The 17,181-nt window shown below is 74.3% G+C and carries 17 protein-coding genes and 1 tRNA gene; 9 read left to right on the top strand and 9 right to left on the bottom strand.

Annotated features, from left to right (window positions below):
• Positions 1 to 115: 115 nt before the first annotated feature.
• A tRNA-Leu gene (locus tag G6556_RS01905) sits at positions 116 to 198 on the bottom strand.
• Between the two features lie 258 nt (positions 199 to 456).
• Here G6556_RS01905 and G6556_RS01900 point away from each other — a divergent pair.
• Genes G6556_RS01900 through pknB form a run of 7 tightly spaced genes read left to right on the top strand, consistent with a single transcriptional unit; the run spans position 457 to position 9,358 of the window.
• Positions 457 to 1,170 (top strand): DUF3662 and FHA domain-containing protein, encoded by a 714-nt coding sequence (locus G6556_RS01900; protein ID WP_158370984.1) that lies wholly within the window; start codon positions 457 to 459, stop codon positions 1,168 to 1,170.
• A 21-nt stretch (positions 1,171 to 1,191) separates the two neighbouring features.
• Entirely contained in the window at positions 1,192 to 1,692 is a 501-nt protein-coding gene (locus G6556_RS01895; RefSeq protein ID WP_166938090.1) for an FHA domain-containing protein, read from the top strand.
• An 8-nt stretch (positions 1,693 to 1,700) separates the two neighbouring features.
• On the top strand, positions 1,701 to 3,032 hold the full coding sequence (locus tag G6556_RS01890; protein ID WP_166938088.1) for a Stp1/IreP family PP2C-type Ser/Thr phosphatase: 1,332 nt from the start codon (positions 1,701 to 1,703) through the stop codon (positions 3,030 to 3,032).
• Positions 3,032 to 4,507, top strand: coding sequence for an FtsW/RodA/SpoVE family cell cycle protein (locus G6556_RS01885; protein WP_166938086.1), 1,476 nt, complete (start codon positions 3,032 to 3,034; stop codon positions 4,505 to 4,507). The genes G6556_RS01890 and G6556_RS01885 overlap by 1 nt, the downstream gene beginning before the upstream one ends.
• Complete coding sequence (locus tag G6556_RS01880; RefSeq protein ID WP_166938085.1) at positions 4,504 to 5,961, top strand: penicillin-binding protein 2; 1,458 nt, start codon at positions 4,504 to 4,506, stop codon at positions 5,959 to 5,961. The genes G6556_RS01885 and G6556_RS01880 overlap by 4 nt, the downstream gene beginning before the upstream one ends.
• Positions 5,958 to 7,358, top strand: coding sequence for a serine/threonine-protein kinase (locus G6556_RS01875; RefSeq protein ID WP_166938083.1), 1,401 nt, complete (start codon positions 5,958 to 5,960; stop codon positions 7,356 to 7,358). Before G6556_RS01880 ends, G6556_RS01875 begins: the two co-directional genes overlap by 4 nt.
• Positions 7,359 to 7,360: 2 nt before the next feature.
• Complete coding sequence (pknB, locus tag G6556_RS01870; protein ID WP_346774668.1) at positions 7,361 to 9,358, top strand: Stk1 family PASTA domain-containing Ser/Thr kinase; 1,998 nt, start codon at positions 7,361 to 7,363, stop codon at positions 9,356 to 9,358.
• A 180-nt stretch (positions 9,359 to 9,538) separates the two neighbouring features.
• Here pknB and G6556_RS01865 read toward each other — a convergent pair whose 3' ends face one another.
• From G6556_RS01865 to G6556_RS01845, 5 genes are all read right to left on the bottom strand, one after another.
• Complete coding sequence (locus G6556_RS01865) at positions 9,539 to 10,459, bottom strand: hypothetical protein (RefSeq protein WP_166938080.1); 921 nt, start codon at positions 10,457 to 10,459, stop codon at positions 9,539 to 9,541.
• Between the two features lie 306 nt (positions 10,460 to 10,765).
• Positions 10,766 to 11,389 carry an aminodeoxychorismate/anthranilate synthase component II gene (locus G6556_RS01860; RefSeq protein WP_166938079.1) on the bottom strand — a complete coding sequence of 208 codons (624 nt, stop codon included), beginning with the start codon at positions 11,387 to 11,389 and terminating at the stop codon, positions 10,766 to 10,768.
• Between the two features lie 2 nt (positions 11,390 to 11,391).
• Positions 11,392 to 11,553 carry a hypothetical protein gene (locus tag G6556_RS01855; RefSeq protein WP_166938077.1) on the bottom strand — a complete coding sequence of 54 codons (162 nt, stop codon included), beginning with the start codon at positions 11,551 to 11,553 and terminating at the stop codon, positions 11,392 to 11,394.
• Positions 11,553 to 12,332 (bottom strand): class E sortase, encoded by a 780-nt coding sequence (locus G6556_RS01850; RefSeq protein WP_166938075.1) that lies wholly within the window; start codon positions 12,330 to 12,332, stop codon positions 11,553 to 11,555. Before G6556_RS01850 ends, G6556_RS01855 begins: the two co-directional genes overlap by 1 nt.
• The gene (locus G6556_RS01845; RefSeq protein ID WP_346774667.1) at positions 12,329 to 13,297 is read right to left on the bottom strand and encodes a DUF881 domain-containing protein; all 969 of its coding nucleotides are present in this window, start codon (positions 13,295 to 13,297) and stop codon (positions 12,329 to 12,331) included. Before G6556_RS01845 ends, G6556_RS01850 begins: the two co-directional genes overlap by 4 nt.
• 121 nt (positions 13,298 to 13,418) lie before the next feature.
• On the opposite strand from G6556_RS01845, the gene G6556_RS01840 reads away from it, so the two are divergent.
• Positions 13,419 to 13,667: a cell division protein CrgA gene (locus tag G6556_RS01840; protein WP_166938074.1), complete on the top strand. Its 249-nt coding sequence runs from the start codon at positions 13,419 to 13,421 to the stop codon at positions 13,665 to 13,667.
• A gap of 246 nt (positions 13,668 to 13,913) precedes the next feature.
• Here G6556_RS01840 and G6556_RS01835 read toward each other — a convergent pair whose 3' ends face one another.
• Together G6556_RS01835 and G6556_RS01830 are read right to left on the bottom strand one after the other, a co-directional pair.
• A complete protein-coding gene (locus G6556_RS01835) occupies positions 13,914 to 14,609 on the bottom strand; it encodes a rhomboid family intramembrane serine protease (protein ID WP_346774666.1) in 696 nt (231 codons plus the stop codon).
• 163 nt (positions 14,610 to 14,772) lie between these two features.
• Positions 14,773 to 15,315, bottom strand: a complete 543-nt coding sequence (locus tag G6556_RS01830; protein ID WP_166938071.1) for a peptidylprolyl isomerase — start codon at positions 15,313 to 15,315, stop codon at positions 14,773 to 14,775.
• A 149-nt stretch (positions 15,316 to 15,464) separates the two neighbouring features.
• Here G6556_RS01830 and G6556_RS01825 point away from each other — a divergent pair, with 149 nt between their 5' ends.
• Entirely contained in the window at positions 15,465 to 16,397 is a 933-nt protein-coding gene (locus tag G6556_RS01825) for a hypothetical protein (protein WP_166938069.1), read from the top strand.
• 75 nt (positions 16,398 to 16,472) lie between these two features.
• Here G6556_RS01825 and G6556_RS01820 read toward each other — a convergent pair whose 3' ends face one another.
• Positions 16,473 to 17,030 (bottom strand): hypothetical protein, encoded by a 558-nt coding sequence (locus G6556_RS01820; RefSeq protein WP_166938068.1) that lies wholly within the window; start codon positions 17,028 to 17,030, stop codon positions 16,473 to 16,475.
• Positions 17,031 to 17,181: the final 151 nt, after the last annotated feature.

The raw sequence follows: 17,181 nt of genomic DNA, 5'->3' as shown, positions 1-17,181 counted from the left end.
CCAGCGTGCTAGCGAAACCGCAGGTCAGACCCACAAACGAAGAACCCCCGGCCGGAGACTCTCCGACCGGGGGCTACCCGAACTGCTCTGCCTGTTCTAGACGAACAAGCCTGTGTGCGCGAGGGGGGATTTGAACCCCCACGCCCTTTCGGACACTGGCACCTGAAGCCAGCGCGTCTGCCGTTCCGCCACTCGCGCGCCGCAGAAGATTAACACGATTCCGAGGTCGCTCCTGACCACCTCCTCGCGGCCCACGCCGCGACCCGCCGGACCCCCGTCAGATGCGCTCCTCCACGCCCCGTGCACACCCGGTCGCAACGTCTCCACCGAGGCCACGCCACACCCGTCGTCCACAGGGAGAGCCTCCGGACCTGCTCCGCGGCTACCATCGACGCAGTGTGTCGGGTGCAGGTTCGCGCCCGACCGTTTCGCGCGTGCGGTGAGGAGGTGGTGGGCGTGGGCATCCTGGACCGGTTCGAGCACGGTGTGGAGCGCGTGGTGAACACCGCGTTCGCCAAGGCCTTCCGCAGCGAGGTGAAGCCCGTCGAGCTGGCGAGCGCGCTGCGTCGCGAGGTCGACGACCGGGCGGCCGTCGTCGGCCGCGACCGGACGGTCGTGCCGAACGAGTTCACGTTGGAGCTGTCGCCCTCGGACTACGACCAGGTCGAGGCGTGGGGCGCCGAGGCGCTCGCCGACGAGCTGGCCGCGAACGTCACGGAGCACGCGACGGGTCAGCGGTACGCGTTCGTCGGCCCCGTGACGGTGGCGTTCCACGAGTACGAGGACCTCGAGACGGGCCGGTTCCGGGTGAAGTCGGCGACGGTGCGCGGCGCGGCCGCCCCGGCGACGACCGCCGCCCCGAGCCCCCGGCACCCGCTCATCGACATCGACGGCCAGCGGTACCTGCTGACCGGCCCGGTGACGGTCATCGGCCGCGGCTCGGAGGCCGACATCGTCGTGGACGACCCGGGCGTGTCCCGCCGGCACCTCGAGATCCGGGTCTCCCCGCAGGGCGTCGTGGCCTCGGACCTGGGCTCCACGAACGGGTTGTTCGTCGAGGGCCACCAGGTCCCGGCCGCGACACTCCTGGACGGGAACACGCTCACCATCGGCCGGACCCGCATCATGTTCTGGACGGGCGACGGCGACGGACAGGACCAGGACGAGTGAGCCACGGCACGCAAGGCACGCATGAGTGAGCTGACGGTCACCCTGCTCCGCCTGGGGTACCTCGTGCTCCTGTGGGCCTTCGTGCTGTCCGCGATCGGCGTGCTGCGCCGGGACCTGTACGGGACCCGGATCACGAGCCGCCGCCGCCCGCGCGCCGCCGGGAACCCTGCGCCGCCCGCCGGCGCCGCCGCCGCTGCGCCGACCCCCGACCGGGGCCGTGGTCGCCGCAGCGGCCCGACCCGCCTGGTCGTCACCGAGGGCCCGCTGCGCGGCACGACGCTGCCGCTCGGGTCGTCGGCCGTGCTGATCGGCCGCGCACCCTCGTGCACCCTGGTGCTCGACGACGACTACTCGTCCTCCCGCCACGCCCGGGTGTACCCCGAGGGCGGCCAGTGGCTGGTCGAGGACATGGGCTCCACGAACGGCACCTTCCTGGACGACCAGAAGGTGACGGCTGCGGTCCCCGTCCGCCCCGGTGCGCAGATCCGCATCGGCCAGAGCGTCCTCGAGCTGCAGGGGTAGCGGGGATCGTGGGCATCGCGCTGCGCTACGCCGCCCGGTCCGACGTGGGGCTGGTCCGGTCGAACAACCAGGACTCCGCGTACGCCGGTCCGCACCTGCTGGTCGTCGCCGACGGCATGGGCGGGCACGCCGGCGGTGACGTGGCGTCGTCCGTGGCGATCGCGGCCCTCGCCCCGCTGGACGGCGAGTCGCACGGCCCCGACGACGCGCTCGACGAGCTCGAGCGCGCGCTCGAGGAGGCCCGCGAGGAGATCATCAGCCGCTCGGAGTCGAACCCGGAGCTCGCCGGGATGGGCACGACGGTCACCGCGATCCTGCGGGCCGGCAACAAGCTCGCGATGGTGCACCTCGGCGACTCGCGCGGCTACCTGCTCCGCGACGGCGTGCTGACGCAGGTCACGACCGACCACACGTTCGTCCAGCACCTCGTCAACACCGGCAAGATCACACCGGAGGAGGCCGAGACGCACCCGCAGCGCTCGGTCGTCATGCGGGTGCTGGGCGACTTCGACGTCGACATCGCGCCCGACCTGTCCGTCCGCGAGGCGCGCGCCGGCGACCGCTGGCTGCTGTGCTCCGACGGCCTGTCCGGCTTCGTGAGCGGCGAGACGATCGCGCGCACCCTGTACGAGCTGCCCGACGTCGACACCTGCGCGGAGCGGCTGGTCCAGCTGGCGCTGCGCGCCGGCGGTGGGGACAACGTCACCGTGGTCGTCGCCGACGTGCTGGAGCTGAACGACGTCCGCGACGGCGCCGGGCCGACCACGAACGCCGTGGTCGTCGGCTCCGCGGCCGTGTCCCGCAACCGCCCGACGGCCGCGCAGGACGGCCCCGCCGCCCGCGCCGCCGAGCTGTCCCGCCAGGCCAGCACCCCCGGCGGCGGCGTCGCGGTGGTGGACGCCGACGACGACGAGGAGGACGACGCCGACGAGCGCCGCACGCGCCGCCGGCGGCGGGTGCGCCGGATCCTGCTGAGCCTGCTCGCGGTCGTCGTGGTCGCCGGGGCGGCGTTCGGGTTCTACCGGTGGACGCAGACCCAGTACTACGTGGGCGTGGACGGCGAGGTCGTCGCGATCTACCGCGGCATCCCGCAGTCGGTCGGGCCGGTGTCGCTGTCGGAGGTCGTCGAGACCAGCGACGTCGTCGTCGACGACCTGCCGGCCTTCGTGCGCGAGCGCCTCCAGCAGACCATCCACACCGCGACGCTCGCCGACGCCCGGGAGCGGGTGGAGTCCCTGGCCGAGGACGCCGAGCCGGAGCCCACGCCGACGCCGACCCCGACGACGCCCGCGGCCCCGGCCGCCACGACCGGTGCCACCGCCCCGCCGGCGGGCCCCTGATGGCGACGGTGGAGGCGCACCGCGTGCGCGCCGGCCGCGGCACCGAGCTGGCCCTGCTGGTCCTGGCCCTGGCGATCGCGATCGCGGCGTACGCGCTGGTCGGGCTCGGCGCGACCGACGAGCTGCCGGCCGACGTGCTCGGCTACGGCGCCGGCCTCGCCGGCCTGGCGCTGGTCGTGCACGTCGTGCTGCGCTGGCGCGCGCCGTACGCGGACCCGGTGATCCTGCCGTCGGTGATCGCGCTCAACGGCATCGGGCTGGCGATGATCTACCGGATCGACCTGGCCCGCGAGGCCCGCGGCGGCACGGACATGTTCGCCGGCCGGCAGCTGGCGTGGTCGGCGATCTCGGTCGTCCTCGCGTGCGTCGTGCTGGTCGTGCTGCGCGACCACCGCACCCTGCGCCGCTACACCTACACGGCGATGGTCGTCGGCCTCGCGCTGATCCTGCTGCCGCTGGTCCCGGGCCTCGGGGTCACCATCAACGGCGCGCGCATCTGGATCCGCGCCCTCGGGTTCTCCCTGCAGCCGGCCGAGCTCGCCAAGATCGCGCTCGCCGTGTTCTTCGCCGGCTACCTGGTCACGCACCGCGACACGCTGGCGCTGGCCGGGCCCAAGGTGCTCGGCCTGCAGCTGCCCCGCCTGCGCGACCTCGGCCCGATCGTCGTCGTCTGGGCGGCGTCGATCGCGGTCCTGGTGCTGCAGAGCGACCTCGGCACGTCGCTGCTCCTGTTCGGCCTGTTCGTCGCGATGCTCTACGTCGCGACCGAGCGGCTGTCCTGGATCGTCATCGGCCTGATCATGTTCGCCGGCGGCGTCGCTGTCGCGACCGCCACGTTCGGGCACGTCGCCGCCCGGTTCCACATCTGGCAGCACGCGCTCGACCAGGACGTCTTCGAGCGGTCCCCCGGCGGCTCCGGCCAGCTCGTGCGCGGGCTGTTCGGCCTGGCCAGCGGCGGGCTGTTCGGCACCGGCTGGGGCCAGGGCCGGCCCGACCTGGTGCCGTTCGCCGAGTCGGACTTCATCATCGCGTCGCTCGGCGAGGAGCTCGGCCTGACCGGCCTCATGGCGATCCTCACGGTCTACCTGGTGCTGTGCCAGCGCGGCCTGCGCACGGCGATCGGCGTCCGGGACGGCTTCGGCAAGCTGCTCGCGGCCGGCCTCGCGTTCGTCATCGCGTTCCAGTGCTTCGTCGTGGTCGGCGGCATCACCCGGATCATCCCGCTCACCGGCCTGACCACGCCGTTCCTGGCGTACGGGGGGTCGTCGCTGCTCGCGAACTGGATCGTCGCGGCCCTGCTGCTGCGGATCTCCGACGACGCGCGCCGCCCCGCACCCGAGCCGGGCGGCGAGCTGCTGTCCACCCCGGCCGGCGGCCTGCCGCTCGACGAGGAAGCCCGGAACCCCGTCGCCGTCGCCGGCGACGACCAGCCCACCGAGCAGCTGCGCCGCACATCCGGAGGTGGTCGCGCGTGAACACCGCCCTCCGCCGCCTGGCGACCGTCGTCGTCGTCATGTTCCTGGCCCTGCTGGCCGGCACCACCTGGGTGCAGTTCGGGCAGGCGTCCGCGCTGAACAACGACCCGCGCAACGTGCGGACCCTCTACCGGGAGTACGGCAAGCCCCGCGGGCCGATCATCGTCGCCGGTCAGCCGGTCGCGCAGTCGACGGCCGTCGACGACCCGTTCGGCTACCAGCGCTCGTACAGCCAGCCGGAGCTCTACTCGACCGTCACCGGGTTCTACTCGGTCGTCAACGGCGGCTCGCAGCTGGAGCGGTCGATGAACGACGTGCTCACCGGCCAGGCGGACTCGCTGTTCTGGACGCGCATCCAGGACCTCATCACCGGTGCGCAGCCCCAGGGCTCGTCCATCGAGCTCACCATCGACCCGGCGGCGCAGCAGGCGGCCCTCGACGCGCTCGGCGACCAGCGGGGCGCGGTCGTGGCGGTCGAGCCGTCGACCGGCAAGATCCTCGCGATGGTGTCGACGCCCGGCTTCGACCCGAACGCGCTGGCCACCCACGACACGACGGCGGCGAACGCGGCGTACCAGCAGCTGCTGGCGGCCGACGGCGACCCGCTCATCAACAAGACGACCAGCGAGAACTACCCGCCCGGGTCGACGTTCAAGCTGGTCACCGCCGCGGCCGCGCTCGAGTCCGGCTCGTACACCCCGGAGTCCGTGCTGTCCGCGCCCGACCTTTACACGCTGCCCGGCACCCGGACGACGCTGCCGAACTTCGGCGGCGAGTCCTGCGGGGCGAACCAGCAGACCACGCTGGCCGACGCGCTGCGGATCTCCTGCAACACGGCGTTCGCGTCGCTCGGCGTGGACCTGGGCGACGACGCGATCCGCGAGCAGGCCGAGAAGTTCGGCTTCGACCAGACCGACCTCACCGTGCCCATGCGGGTCGCCGCCTCGCGGTACCCGGAGGACCCGAACGAGGCGCAGACCGCGCTGTCGGCGATCGGCCAGGAGTCCGTGCGCGCCACGCCGATCCAGATGGCGATGGTCGCGTCCGCGATCGCGAACGGCGGCACGCTGATGACGCCGTACCTGGTGCAGACGGTCCGGACCGCGAACCTCGACGTCGTCAGCGAGGCGGACCCCACCGAGCTGTCCCAGTCGGTCTCGGCCGCGACGGCGCAGCAGCTCACCGACATGATGGTCGGCGTCGTGCAGTCCGGCTCCGGCACGTCCGCGCAGATCCCCGGCGTGACCGTCGCCGGCAAGACCGGCACCGCGCAGACCGGCGTCGAGGGCGACGCGCCGCACGCCTGGTTCACCGGTTTCGCGCCCGCCGACGACCCGCAGGTCGCGGTCGCGGTCATCGTCGAGCACGGCGGGTCCGTCGGCTCCGAGGCCACCGGCGGCCGGGTCGCCGCGCCGATCGCCAAGGCCGTCATGGAGGCGGTGATCAACCAGTGAGGCCGGCACCGGGCGTCGTGCTGGGCGGGCGCTACCGGCTGACCCGCCAGATCGCCGTCGGCGGCATGGGCGAGGTCTGGGCCGCGCACGACGAGTCCCTGGCCCGCGACATCGCCATCAAGGTGCTCCGCGAGGAGTACGCCGGCGACACCGGGTTCCTCGAGCGGTTCCGCACCGAGGCCCGAAACGCCGGCAGCCTGTCGCACGCCGGGATCGCGGCCCTGTTCGACTACGGCGAGCAGGACGGGTCCGCGTTCCTCGCGATGGAGCTCATCGTCGGCGAGCCCATGAGCGACCTGCTCGAGCGCGAGCCCGTGCTCCCCCCGCGCCGGCTGCTGCCGATCCTGGCGCAGACCGCCCGAGCCCTGCACGCCGCCCACGAGGCCGGGGTGGTGCACCGGGACGTGAAGCCCGGCAACATCCTCATCACGCCCACGGGCAAGGTGAAGATCACCGACTTCGGCGTCTCGCTGTCCAGCAACCAGGTCCCGATGACCGCCACCGGCATGGTGATGGGCACCGCGCAGTACCTGTCGCCCGAGCAGGCCGTCGGCGGTCCCGCCACGGCGGCCTCCGACATGTACGCGCTCGGCATCGTCGCGTACGAGGCGCTGGTCGGGCACCGGCCGTTCACCGGGCCGACCGCCGTCGACATCGCGGTCGCGCACGTCAACACGCCCGTCCCGCCGCTGCCGCCGTCGGTCGACCGGCAGATCGCGCGGCTCGTCATGCGGCTGCTCGCGAAGGACCCGGCCGACCGGCCGCGGACCGCCGAGGAGCTCGCCGACCTGTTCGACGCCCTGGTCCCGCACACCCCCGCCGGCGGCAGCCCGCCGGTGTCGATCGTGCCCGGGCGCGGGGCGTCGAGCGGTGCCTCGGGCACCCGGGCCGCCGCGCGGGACACGGCGGCGGCCGGCGACTCCCGCGCGTCGCGGACGTCCGGCTCCCGGCCCAGCGAGGCGGGCGCGATGCGCGTCCGCGGGTCCGCGGCGTCCGCCGCCTCCCCCGCGGCGACCGCGACCGGCGCCCCGCCGTCGTTCGACCCGCGCACCGGCCGGCCGACCAGCGGCACGGGGGCACCCGCACCGACCTACCGCGCGACCGCCGGCCGGGGCGGCGCGCACAGCAGCCCGACCACCCGGGCGCACGCCCGCGTGCAGCGCGGGGCCGGTGACGGGCGGTTCCACGTCCGCTGGCCGCTCCTCGTCCTCGCCGTGCTGGTCGTGGCCCTCCTCGGCGCCGCGCTGGCCGACCGCCTGACGGGTGACCCGGGCTCGCTGGTGCCGGTGGGTACGAGCGAGTACACCCGGGCGGCCACCGAGGGTGGGATGATCTGGCGAGCACAGTCCGGCGCAACCGCACCGGACGCGCAGACGACGACAGCGAAGGACGCCTAGTGGTGGACGACGGATCCCGGATCCTCGCCGGACGGTACGAGGTCGGTGAGCTCATCGGCCGTGGTGGCATGGCCGAGGTGCACATCGGGCACGACACGCGCCTCGGGCGCACCGTGGCGATCAAGATCCTGCGCTCCGACCTCGCGCGCGACCCGTCGTTCCAGGCGCGGTTCCGCCGCGAGGCGCAGGCCGCGGCGGGCCTCAACCACCCGTCGATCGTCGCCGTGTACGACACCGGCGAGGACGTCTACACCGAGCCGACCGGCGCGACCGCGCACGTGCCGTTCATCGTCATGGAGTACGTCGAGGGCCACACGGTCCGCGACATCCTCCGCGACGGCCAGGCCGTGCCGATCGAGGAGGCCATCGAGATCACCGCCGGCGTGCTGTCGGCGCTCGAGTACTCCCACCACGCGGGCATCGTGCACCGCGACATCAAGCCGGCGAACGTCATGCTGACCCCCACGGGCGCGGTCAAGGTCATGGACTTCGGCATCGCGCGCGCCGTCGCCGACTCCGCGGCCACCATGACGCAGACCCAGGCCGTCATCGGCACCGCGCAGTACCTGTCGCCCGAGCAGGCCCGCGGCGAGACCGTCGACGCCCGCTCCGACCTGTACTCCGCCGGCTGCCTGCTGTTCGAGCTGCTCACCGGCCGGCCGCCGTTCATCGGCGACTCCCCCGTGGCCGTCGCCTACCAGCACGTCCGCGAGATCGCCCCGGCGCCGTCCTCGGTCGCCTCCGACGTGCCCGAGGTGCTCGACCGGATCACCGCGAAGGCGCTGGCGAAGGAGCGGGACGCCCGCTACTCCTCCGCCGCCGAGTTCCGCGCCGACCTCGAGGCCGCCGCCCGCGGCGGTGCCGTGTCGGCCCCTGCCGTCGCCGCCGCCGCGCTCGGCGCCGGCGCCGCGACCCAGGTGCTCGCCCCCGACGCCGCCGCGACCCAGGTCATGCCCGGCGACGCGCCCGCGTGGGCGCCGACCGGCCCCGGCACCTCCGTGCTGCCCGCGCAGACCGACGAGGAGCCCGAGGAGGAGCAGAAGTCCAAGCGGTGGCTCTGGATCACGCTGAGCGTGATCGCGGCCCTCGCGGTCGGCGGCATCATCTGGCTGCTGATGCGGGACACCACACCCCCCGTGGAGATGGTCACCGTGCCCAGCGTGGTGGGGCAGGCGGAGGCGGACGCCTCGGCCGCCCTGACCGACAAGGGCTTCGAGGTGTCCCGGCAGGCGGAGGCCAGTCCGGACGTCCCCGAAGGCTCCGTCACGCGCACCGACCCCGCCGGCGGCGAGGAGGCCGAGGACGGCTCCACGGTCACGATGTGGGTGTCCACCGGGCCGAACGCCGTCACCGTGCCGGACGTGTCCGGGCTCACCCAGGACCAGGCGCGGTCGCAGCTCGAGGCCGCCGGGTTGACCGTGTCCACGGTGACCGAGGAGGACGACGCGACCCAGCCGGAGGGTCGTGTCCTGCGGACCGACCCGGCCGGGGCCCAGTCCGTCGCCGAGGGCACCCCCGTCGCGCTGGTGATCTCCTCCGGACTGGTGTCGCTCCCCGACCTGGCCGGCCAGCCCCAGGACGCCGCCGTGAAGGCGCTCAACGACCTCAAGCTCACGTCGAACGTCGTGCAGGAGGAGAGCGCGGACGTCGCCCCGGGGATCGTGATCCGGCAGGATCGTTCCCCCGGCGTCGTGCCGCAGGGCACCCAGGTGACGCTGACGGTCGCCAAGGCGCCGACCACGGTGACCATCCCGAACGACATCGTGGGCAAGAGCGAGGCGGACGCCACCGCCCAGCTCCAGGGCCTCGGGCTCGTCGTCGACGCGGTGTCCTCGGACGACCCGTCCAGCCAGCCGGCCGGCACGGTCATCTCGTCCGACCCGCGCGTCGGTCAGACCGTCCCCATCGGCAGCACCGTGACCCTGACCCTGTCCTCGGGCCCCAACCCGACGGGCGGCAACGAGGGCAACGGGAACGGCAACGGCAACGGCGGCGACTGACCCGCCGCCAGCCCGCGCGGGCCCCGTCCCCTCCCGGGGGGCGGGGCCCGTTCCCGTCCCCGAGCCGCCGGCTTCCCGTACGCCGCCGCCGAGCGCTCTCGGGTTCGGTGCCTCGGGCCGAGTTCGGTGGCTGTAGGCACCGAACTCGGCTGTACGCACCGAACCGGCGCCGCGACCCGGTCAGCGTCGTCGTCGACGACCGGCGGCACGCAGGGCCCGACGGATCCGCGCGACGGTCTCGGCGGGGCGGTCGAGGTCCCGCCACGTCACCCTGACCACCGTCCAGCCCTCGTCCTCGATGGCGTCCTGCCGGCGCTTCTCGGCGAAGATCGCGTCCGCCGCCTCTCGCCCGTCCCGGCCGTACTTCAGCCTCCCGTCGAACTCGACGGCCACGCGCTCGTCCGGCCAGCCGAGGTCGAGCCACCGCCACCCCGCGGCAGTCCGCACGGGCACCTGCAGCTCGGGACCCGGCAGCCCCGATGTGCGCAGGAGCCAGCGGAGCCGGGACTCGCCCACCGACTCGGCCCGCGGGTCGGCCATCCCGAGCACCGCGCGCGCTCGCCGGACCCCGGGACGGCCCGCCCGTCGTCCCAGGACCCGGTCCAGCTCGGCCGGGTCGGCTCCCGCGCGCAGGGCGGAGTCGGCGACCGCGAGACCCTCGGATCCGGGAAGCACGGCCGCGCAGTCCACCGCCGTGCGCTCCAGTGACGTCGTCGGCAGCGCGAGCACATCGCACACGTCGCCGTCCGACGCGGGCGAGTAGTGCTCCCGTACGGCACCGTCGCGCTCGCCGGGCGTCGTCCGGCGGCGCACGGGAGCGGTGACGTCCACGGTCCGCGGCACGGTCCCGGGCGGACAACCCCACAGCACGGCGGCGGTGGCATGGCTGAACCAGTGCGGCCCGCTGCGTCGGTGGTGCAGCGCCGCGGCACGGCTGAGGAGCACCTGCTGGTCGATCGCCCACGGCTCGAGCCCCGCCACCGGGACGACGTAGGACCCTCGTCCGACCCGCACCAGCTCGCCCCGGCGCACCCGTCGCTGGAGCTCCTCGGGCGGCGTCGTGGACGCGTGCACGAGGTCGGGGACGGCCGGTCTGACCACCGGGACCCACGCCCGTCCCGGCGGCAGGTCGAGACGACGACGGGAGGGCGACGGTCCGGTTGATGCGTTCGACCGGGTCGAGGGGAGGTGAGCGGATCGATCGTCCTGGTCGGGTCGGCGCGGATCGTTCATCCGCCCACGTTCCCCGCTCGGCCCCGGAGAGCGCCGCCGCGGTCCCCAGAACGGGCGGCATCCGCACGCTCGACCGCCTGTGGAGGAGTCGACGCGCCGAGTTCGGTGGTCAGAGCCGAGTTCGGTGCGTCCCGCCACCGAACTCGGCGGTGAGCACCGAACTCGGTGCGGCGGCTACGGCCGGACCAGGGGGTGCAGGTCCGCGGAGCGGGCGACCGCGTCCGGCTCGCCGGTCAGGGCCAGCCAGTTGGCCAACAGCCGGTGGCCACCCTCGGTCAGCACGCTCTCCGGGTGGAACTGGACCCCGTGCAGGGGCAGCGTGCGGTGCTGCAGGCCCATGATGATCCCGTTCGCGCGGGCGGTGACCTCGAGCTCGTCGGGGACGGTGCCGTCGACGACGGCCAGCGAGTGGTACCGGGTCGCGGTGAACGGCGTCGGCAGCCCCTCGAACACGCCGTGCCCCTCGTGCGCCACGAGGCTCGTCTTGCCGTGCATGAGCTCCGGCGCGTGCGTGACGGTGCCGCCGAAGACCTCGCCGAGCGCCTGGTGCCCGAGGCAGACCCCGAGCATGGGCGTGCCCGACTCGGCGCAGTCGCGGATGACCTGCATCGACGCGCCCGCCTCGGACGGCGTGCCGGGGCCGGGCGACACGAGGACCCCGTCGAACTCCGACCGCTCGGACACCGGCGGCACGGCGTCGTTGCGCACGACGACGGTCTCGGCGCCGAGCTGGTCCAGGTACCCGACGATCGTGTAGACGAACGAGTCGTAGTTGTCGACGACCAGGATGCGGCTCATCGTCAGCCCTCCCCCACGGTGGTGTCGTTGAACGGCATGTACGGGGCGAGCCAGGGGAACACCCACACGAAGCACGCGGCCAGGACGGCCACGGCGAGGACAAGCAGGATCAGGACCCGCACCAGGGCCGGCCCGGGCAGGTGCCGCCACAGCCACCCGTACATCAGGAGACCTCCGCGAGCTCGGCGGGCACGCCCTCGGAGACGGGGGCCCAGTAGTCCAGGACGCCGTGCACGATGTACCGCTCCCTCGCGGAGAACATCGGGTGGCAGGTGGTCAGGGTGATGACGCGCTCGGTCGGCTCGACGCCCGGCTGGTCGGGCACGGGCGCGATCACCTGCACGTCGTCGGGCATGACGATCTGCGACGACGTCACGCGGTAGACGTACCAGGTGTCGGCGGTCCAGACGACGATCGGGTCGCCCTCCTGGAGCTCCGCGATCCGGTTGAACGGCTTGCCGTACGTGGTGCGGTGCGCGGCGAGCGCGAAGTTCCCGACGCCGCCGGGCATCGCGGTGCCCTCGTAGTGCCCGACGCCGAGCGGGTTGAGCACGTTCGGCCGGTCGGTGCCCTGCGTGATGGTCCGGGTGGGCTCGCCGTCCCAGCGCGGGACCCGCATCGAGGCGAACGTCGTGAGGTAGTCGGGCTCGGCCAGCACGGGCGGCTCGTCGTACCGCGGGGTGACGATCGCCGGGCCGTCGGGCTCCTCCAGCGGCGCCAGCGGCTCGTCCCAGCCCTGCTCCTGGACGAGCTGCGCCTGCTCGCGGTTGGACTCCACGTCGGTCCACCAGAGCTGCCAGGCGAGGAACGCCAGGAGCAGCACGCCGGCGGTGATGAGCAGCTCGCCGAGCACGCCGACGGCGCCGAACACGGCACCGCCGCCGCGGGCGGGCTCGCGGTCGCGCGACCGGCGCCGCGTCCGGGTCACCTCGGTCCCGCTCATCGCTCGGTGTCCTCCTGGCGCGCGGCGCTGCTCGTCCCGGTGCTCGTGGCGGTGCTCTCGTCGGCGACGAGACCCGGGAGGACCTCCGTGCCGGCCGGCACGCTCGCGTACCGCATGTCGACCGAGCCATCGTAGGCGGGCACCCGGACGCCCTGGTCCGGACGGGTGACCTGGTAACCGAGCCCGACGGCGTCGACCCAGGACCGGTACGCGCGCACGGCCGGGTCGGCAGCGAGCGCGTCGAGCAGCTCCTCGGGGTCCCCGACGGCGGTGACGACGTACGGCGGGGAGTACCGGCGACCCTGGAGCGACAGCACGTTGCCGATGCACTGGAACGCGCTGGTGGAGATGACGCGCTGGTCCATGAGGGCCATCGCCTCCGCTCCCCCGGCCCACAGCGCGTTGATGACCGCCTGGAGGTCCTGCTGGTGCACGACGAGGTCGTCGGGGCCGGCGCCGGCGACGCGCGGCCCGTCGGCGGGGGCGTCGTCGAGGCTCACCGTGATCCCGGTCCCGGTGACGGCGACCTTGCCCGAGGCGATGTCGAACGCCTCCCCCGCGGACTGCCACTCCAGACCGACCGTGTCGGTCTGGGCCTGGGTCAGCGCGTCCACCTCGGAGCGCAGCGCGGCCACCTGGTCCGCCAGGCGCTCCCGTCGGGCGTCCTCGTTGGACTGCAGCCCGGCGAGGTCCTGCGGCTGCCGGGTGTCGGTGCCGCTGGCGAGCCGGGCGTTCGCGGTGAACAGGGCGCCGGCGAGGGCCATCACCAGGCCGATCGACAGCGTCCCGCGCAGCGCGCGGCCGCGGCGGTGCCGCTGGATCCGGTGCTGGGCGTGCTCGCGGGCGGCGCGCAGCCGGGCGGACGGCTCGGCGGAGGAGGGTGCCGCGGGCGCGCCCGGGCCGTCCGGCGCGGCCGGCGCCGCGTGGGCCCCGTGGGGCCGGTGCTCTGGGTGCTGCTCGGGCACGCTCATCCCCCTCGGTTCTCCGCCACTACGCTAGGCCACGTCCACGCGGGTCCGTGCGTGCGTCCGCAGCGCGGCGCGGTCCGGATCCGCCGAGCCAGACGGTCGACGTCAGGAGCATCCCGTGCCCAAGTCCAGGACGCGGCAGAAGTCGCACTACACCGCGCCCGCCGAGCGCTCGGCCGGCCCCACGGTCAACCCGCCGTGGTTCGTGCCCGTGCTGGGCGGCCTGCTCGTCGCCGGTCTGCTGTGGATCGTCGTCACCTACCTGACGAACTTCGACTTCCCGATCCCCGGCATCGGGTCGTGGAACCTCGCGATCGGCTTCGCGTTCGCGCTCGTCGGGCTCGGGATGGCCACCCGCTGGAAGTGACCGGAGCGCCGCGGCCGGGTCGACGTCGACGTCACCCGGCCCGGCACCCGTCCGTGCCCGGGACCACCGGCCCGCGTGCCTCGCAGGCGCGTCGTCCCCAGGTCGGCGCCGGTTGTCCCCAGCCCGTCCCCCGATGATCTCGCGGAAGATCCGGGCGATCGGGCGCCGTGTCCCCAGCGGTGCACAACCCTGTGGATAACTACACCGGTGTAATTCCACACCTGTGAGCAACGCTGGGGATCGGCCTCAGACCCCGGAGTAGGTCACCACGGCTGCCCCGACGAGCAGCACGGCGACCGCCACGCAGGACCCGACGGCGACCAGCGTGCGCCGCTCCCGCGGCGCGTACGCGAAGGCGGCGCCCAGCGCGGCGCCGACGACCAGGCCGCCGAGGTGCGCCTGCCAGGCCACGCCGGGGAGCACGAAGCCCAGGACGGCGTTGATCGCGATGACGGCGACGATGCCGCCCGCGGACCGCCCCACGCGCCGCAGCACGACCAGCACCGCCCCGAACAGGCCGAAGACGGCGCCCGAGGCACCCACGACCCCGGTCACCCAGGACAGCTCCAGGGGCGAGGCCGGCAGCAGCACCATGACGGAGCCCCCGATGGCGCTCAGCAGGTACAGCGCGAGGAAGCGCCAGCGACCGAGCGAGGCCTCGAGGAACGGGCCGACCGACCACAGCGCGATCATGTTGAACGCGATGTGCGCGATGTTGCCCGTGGAGTGCAGGAACGCGGCCGTGAGGAATCGCCACGGCTCGGTCTCGCCGATGAACGGCGCGAACGCCAGGTCCCGGGTCCAGGTGGCGCTCGTGAGCTGGAGCACGTAGCTGACCACGCACAGGCCGATGAGGGTGAGCGTGACGACCGGCCGGCCGCCGGTCACGCGGCCGCCGAACGCGGTCCGCGCGGGGCGCTGCTGGCGCTGCCCCTCACGCACGCAGTCGACGCACTGGATGCCCACCGCAGCCGGGCGCTGGCACTCCGGGCAGGTCGGCCGGCCGCACCGCTGGCACCGCACGTAGGCGATGCGGTCGGGGTGCCGCGGGCAGACGGGCGGAGGTGTGGGCGCAGGGCCCGGCTGCGGTTGGGTCATCGAGGCGTCAGGACTCGAACGAGATCGACTCGATCACCACGTCCTCGACCGGGCGGTCGCCCGGGCGGGTGCGGGTGGTCGCGATCGCGTCCACGACGGCGCGGCTCTCCGCGTCGACGACCTTGCCGAAGATCGTGTGCTTGCCGTTGAGGTGCGGCGTCTCGGTCACGGTGATGAAGAACTGCGAGCCGTTCGTGCCGCCGACCTGGCCGGTGATCGGGTCGCGGCGCAGACCGGCGTTCGCCATCGCGAGCAGGTACGGCTCGGAGAACCGCAGCTCGGGGTGGATCTCGTCGTCGAAGGTGTAGCCGGGGCCGCCGGTCCCACGCCCGAGCGGGTCGCCGCCCTGGATCATGAAGCCGTCGATGACGCGGTGGAAGATGACGCCGTCGTACAGCGGGGCGCCGGTGCGCTTCTCGCCCGTCGCCGGGTCGGTCCACTCCTTCTCACCGGTCGCGAGGCCGCGGAAGTTCTCCACGGTCTTCGGGGCGTGGTTCTCGAAGAGCTCCAGGCGGATGTCGCCACGGTTCGTGTGCAGGGTCGCGTGCATGCCCGCCATCCTGTCACGCGGACGTGTGGGTCGGCCGGGTGAGGAACCGGTGTTCTCCCCGGACGAACACACCGCTGCCACCTGCGCGGGAGGCCGGACGGTGGCAGAGTGGGGAGCCACCTGACCAGCCCGAGCAGGAGAGTGTGGACATGGCCTTCCTGACCCGACGGAGCAAGATCGAAGCCGTCACCGACCACCTGACGTCCGAGCGCCTCAAGGGCCAGGCCGCCGCAGCCCTCGCGGACGCGGGCAGCAAGGCCGCCGAGGGCGCCGGCAAGCTCGCGGCGACCGCCAAGGTCCAGGCCGGCGAGGCCGCCGTCCTCGCCAAGGGCGCCGCCGGCCAGGCGGTCGAGTGGACGCAGCCCCGCGTGGAGGCGGCCGTCGAGTGGCTGATCCCGCGCATCGACCACCTCTACAAGGAGAGCGTCAAGGCCGCGGCCCCGCGCGTGGAGAAGGCCGCCGAGAAGGCGAGCCCGGTCATCGACACCGCGCACGACAAGCTCGTCGACGACCTGCTGCCCAAGCTCGTGCAGGCCGTGAACGAGGCCGCCGAGCGCGCCGGCTCCGCCGTCGAGCACGTCGCGGACAAGGAGGCGGGCAAGAAGAAGGCCCGCGCCGCCGCCGCTGCTGCCGCTGCGGCCGCCGCCGCCAAGAAGGCCGAGAAGAAGCAGCACAAGGGTGCCAAGCGGTTCTTTCTGTTCGCCACGATCCTCGGTGCCGGCGCCGCGGTGTTCGCCTGGACCCGCTCGCGCACGACCACCGACCCGTGGGCCGAGCCGTGGGAGCCCGAGGCCCCGACCGGCGACCAGCTCCGCGCCCGCGCGGGCGACGCCGCCGACGCGGTCGGCCAGGCGGCCGGCGAGGCCGTGGCCCGCGGCCGCGAGGCCACCCACAAGGCCGCCGAGCGCGTCGCGGAGGTCCGCGAGGCCGCCGAGGAGCGCGTGGCCGAGGCGACCGAGAAGGTCACCGAGGCGGCGAAGAAGGCGACCCCGCGCCGCGCGGCGCCGAAGAAGCCGGACGCGGCGCCGACCGAGGGCACCGAGGGCGCGCCGAGCACCGACGAGGGCAGCACCGGCGCCTGAGCGGCCCCGGACCAGCCGACAACGGCCCGGTCACCCCTGCGGGGGTGCCGGGCCGTCGTCGTGCCCGGGCCCGGGCTACGGCCGTCCGGGAGCGCCCGGGTCGCCGGGGTGCGGCGGCGGCGCGCCGGCGGCGGTCGGCCACGGGGACCCGGTCGGCACCGCGAGCCCCACGAGGGCCGCGGCCTCCCGGCGCAGCGCCCGGGACCGGATCGGCCTGTCCGCCCACACGCGTGCGGAGCCGGCGGTCACCGCACCGAGCACGGCCCAGGCGACGGCCGCGAGGCCCATCCCGCCGAGGAGCACGAGCAACGCCGCCGTCGCCCCGCCCGCGACCGCGTAGGCCGCGCCTGCTGTCCCGCGGGCCGGCCGGGACGGCAGCCGGTGCGTCACGACCACGCCGACCGCGTAACCGACGGTGACCGTGAGCAGCGCGTGCACCGCCCAGGCCAGGCCCACGATCGCGAGCGCACCGCCGAGCTCACCGGGCTGCGCCACGACCACGACCACCGCCGCGACCACCGCCAGCCCGGCCAGGATCACCTCGCACCGCACGACGACGCCCCACGCGTCCTGCGCGTCCTGCCGCCGGCGCAGCCGGGCCTCGGTGGGCGGGTACGGCGTCGGAGCGGTCACGGGTGTCCTCAGGATCGGCAGGTGGCGGCGCCGGACGCACGGGCCGTGAGCGGGAACGTAGCAGCGGCGACGCCCCGACCGTGCGGCTTCGCGCGCGCATCCGGGTGACGGTGACCGCGCCGACGACGACGGCCCGGCACCAGGGTGCCGG

Source organism: Cellulomonas sp. IC4_254 (genome assembly GCF_011603975.1).
Classification (GTDB): Bacteria; Actinomycetota; Actinomycetes; order Actinomycetales; family Cellulomonadaceae; genus Cellulomonas.
This window is presented reverse-complemented; position numbering and strand designations above follow the sequence as displayed.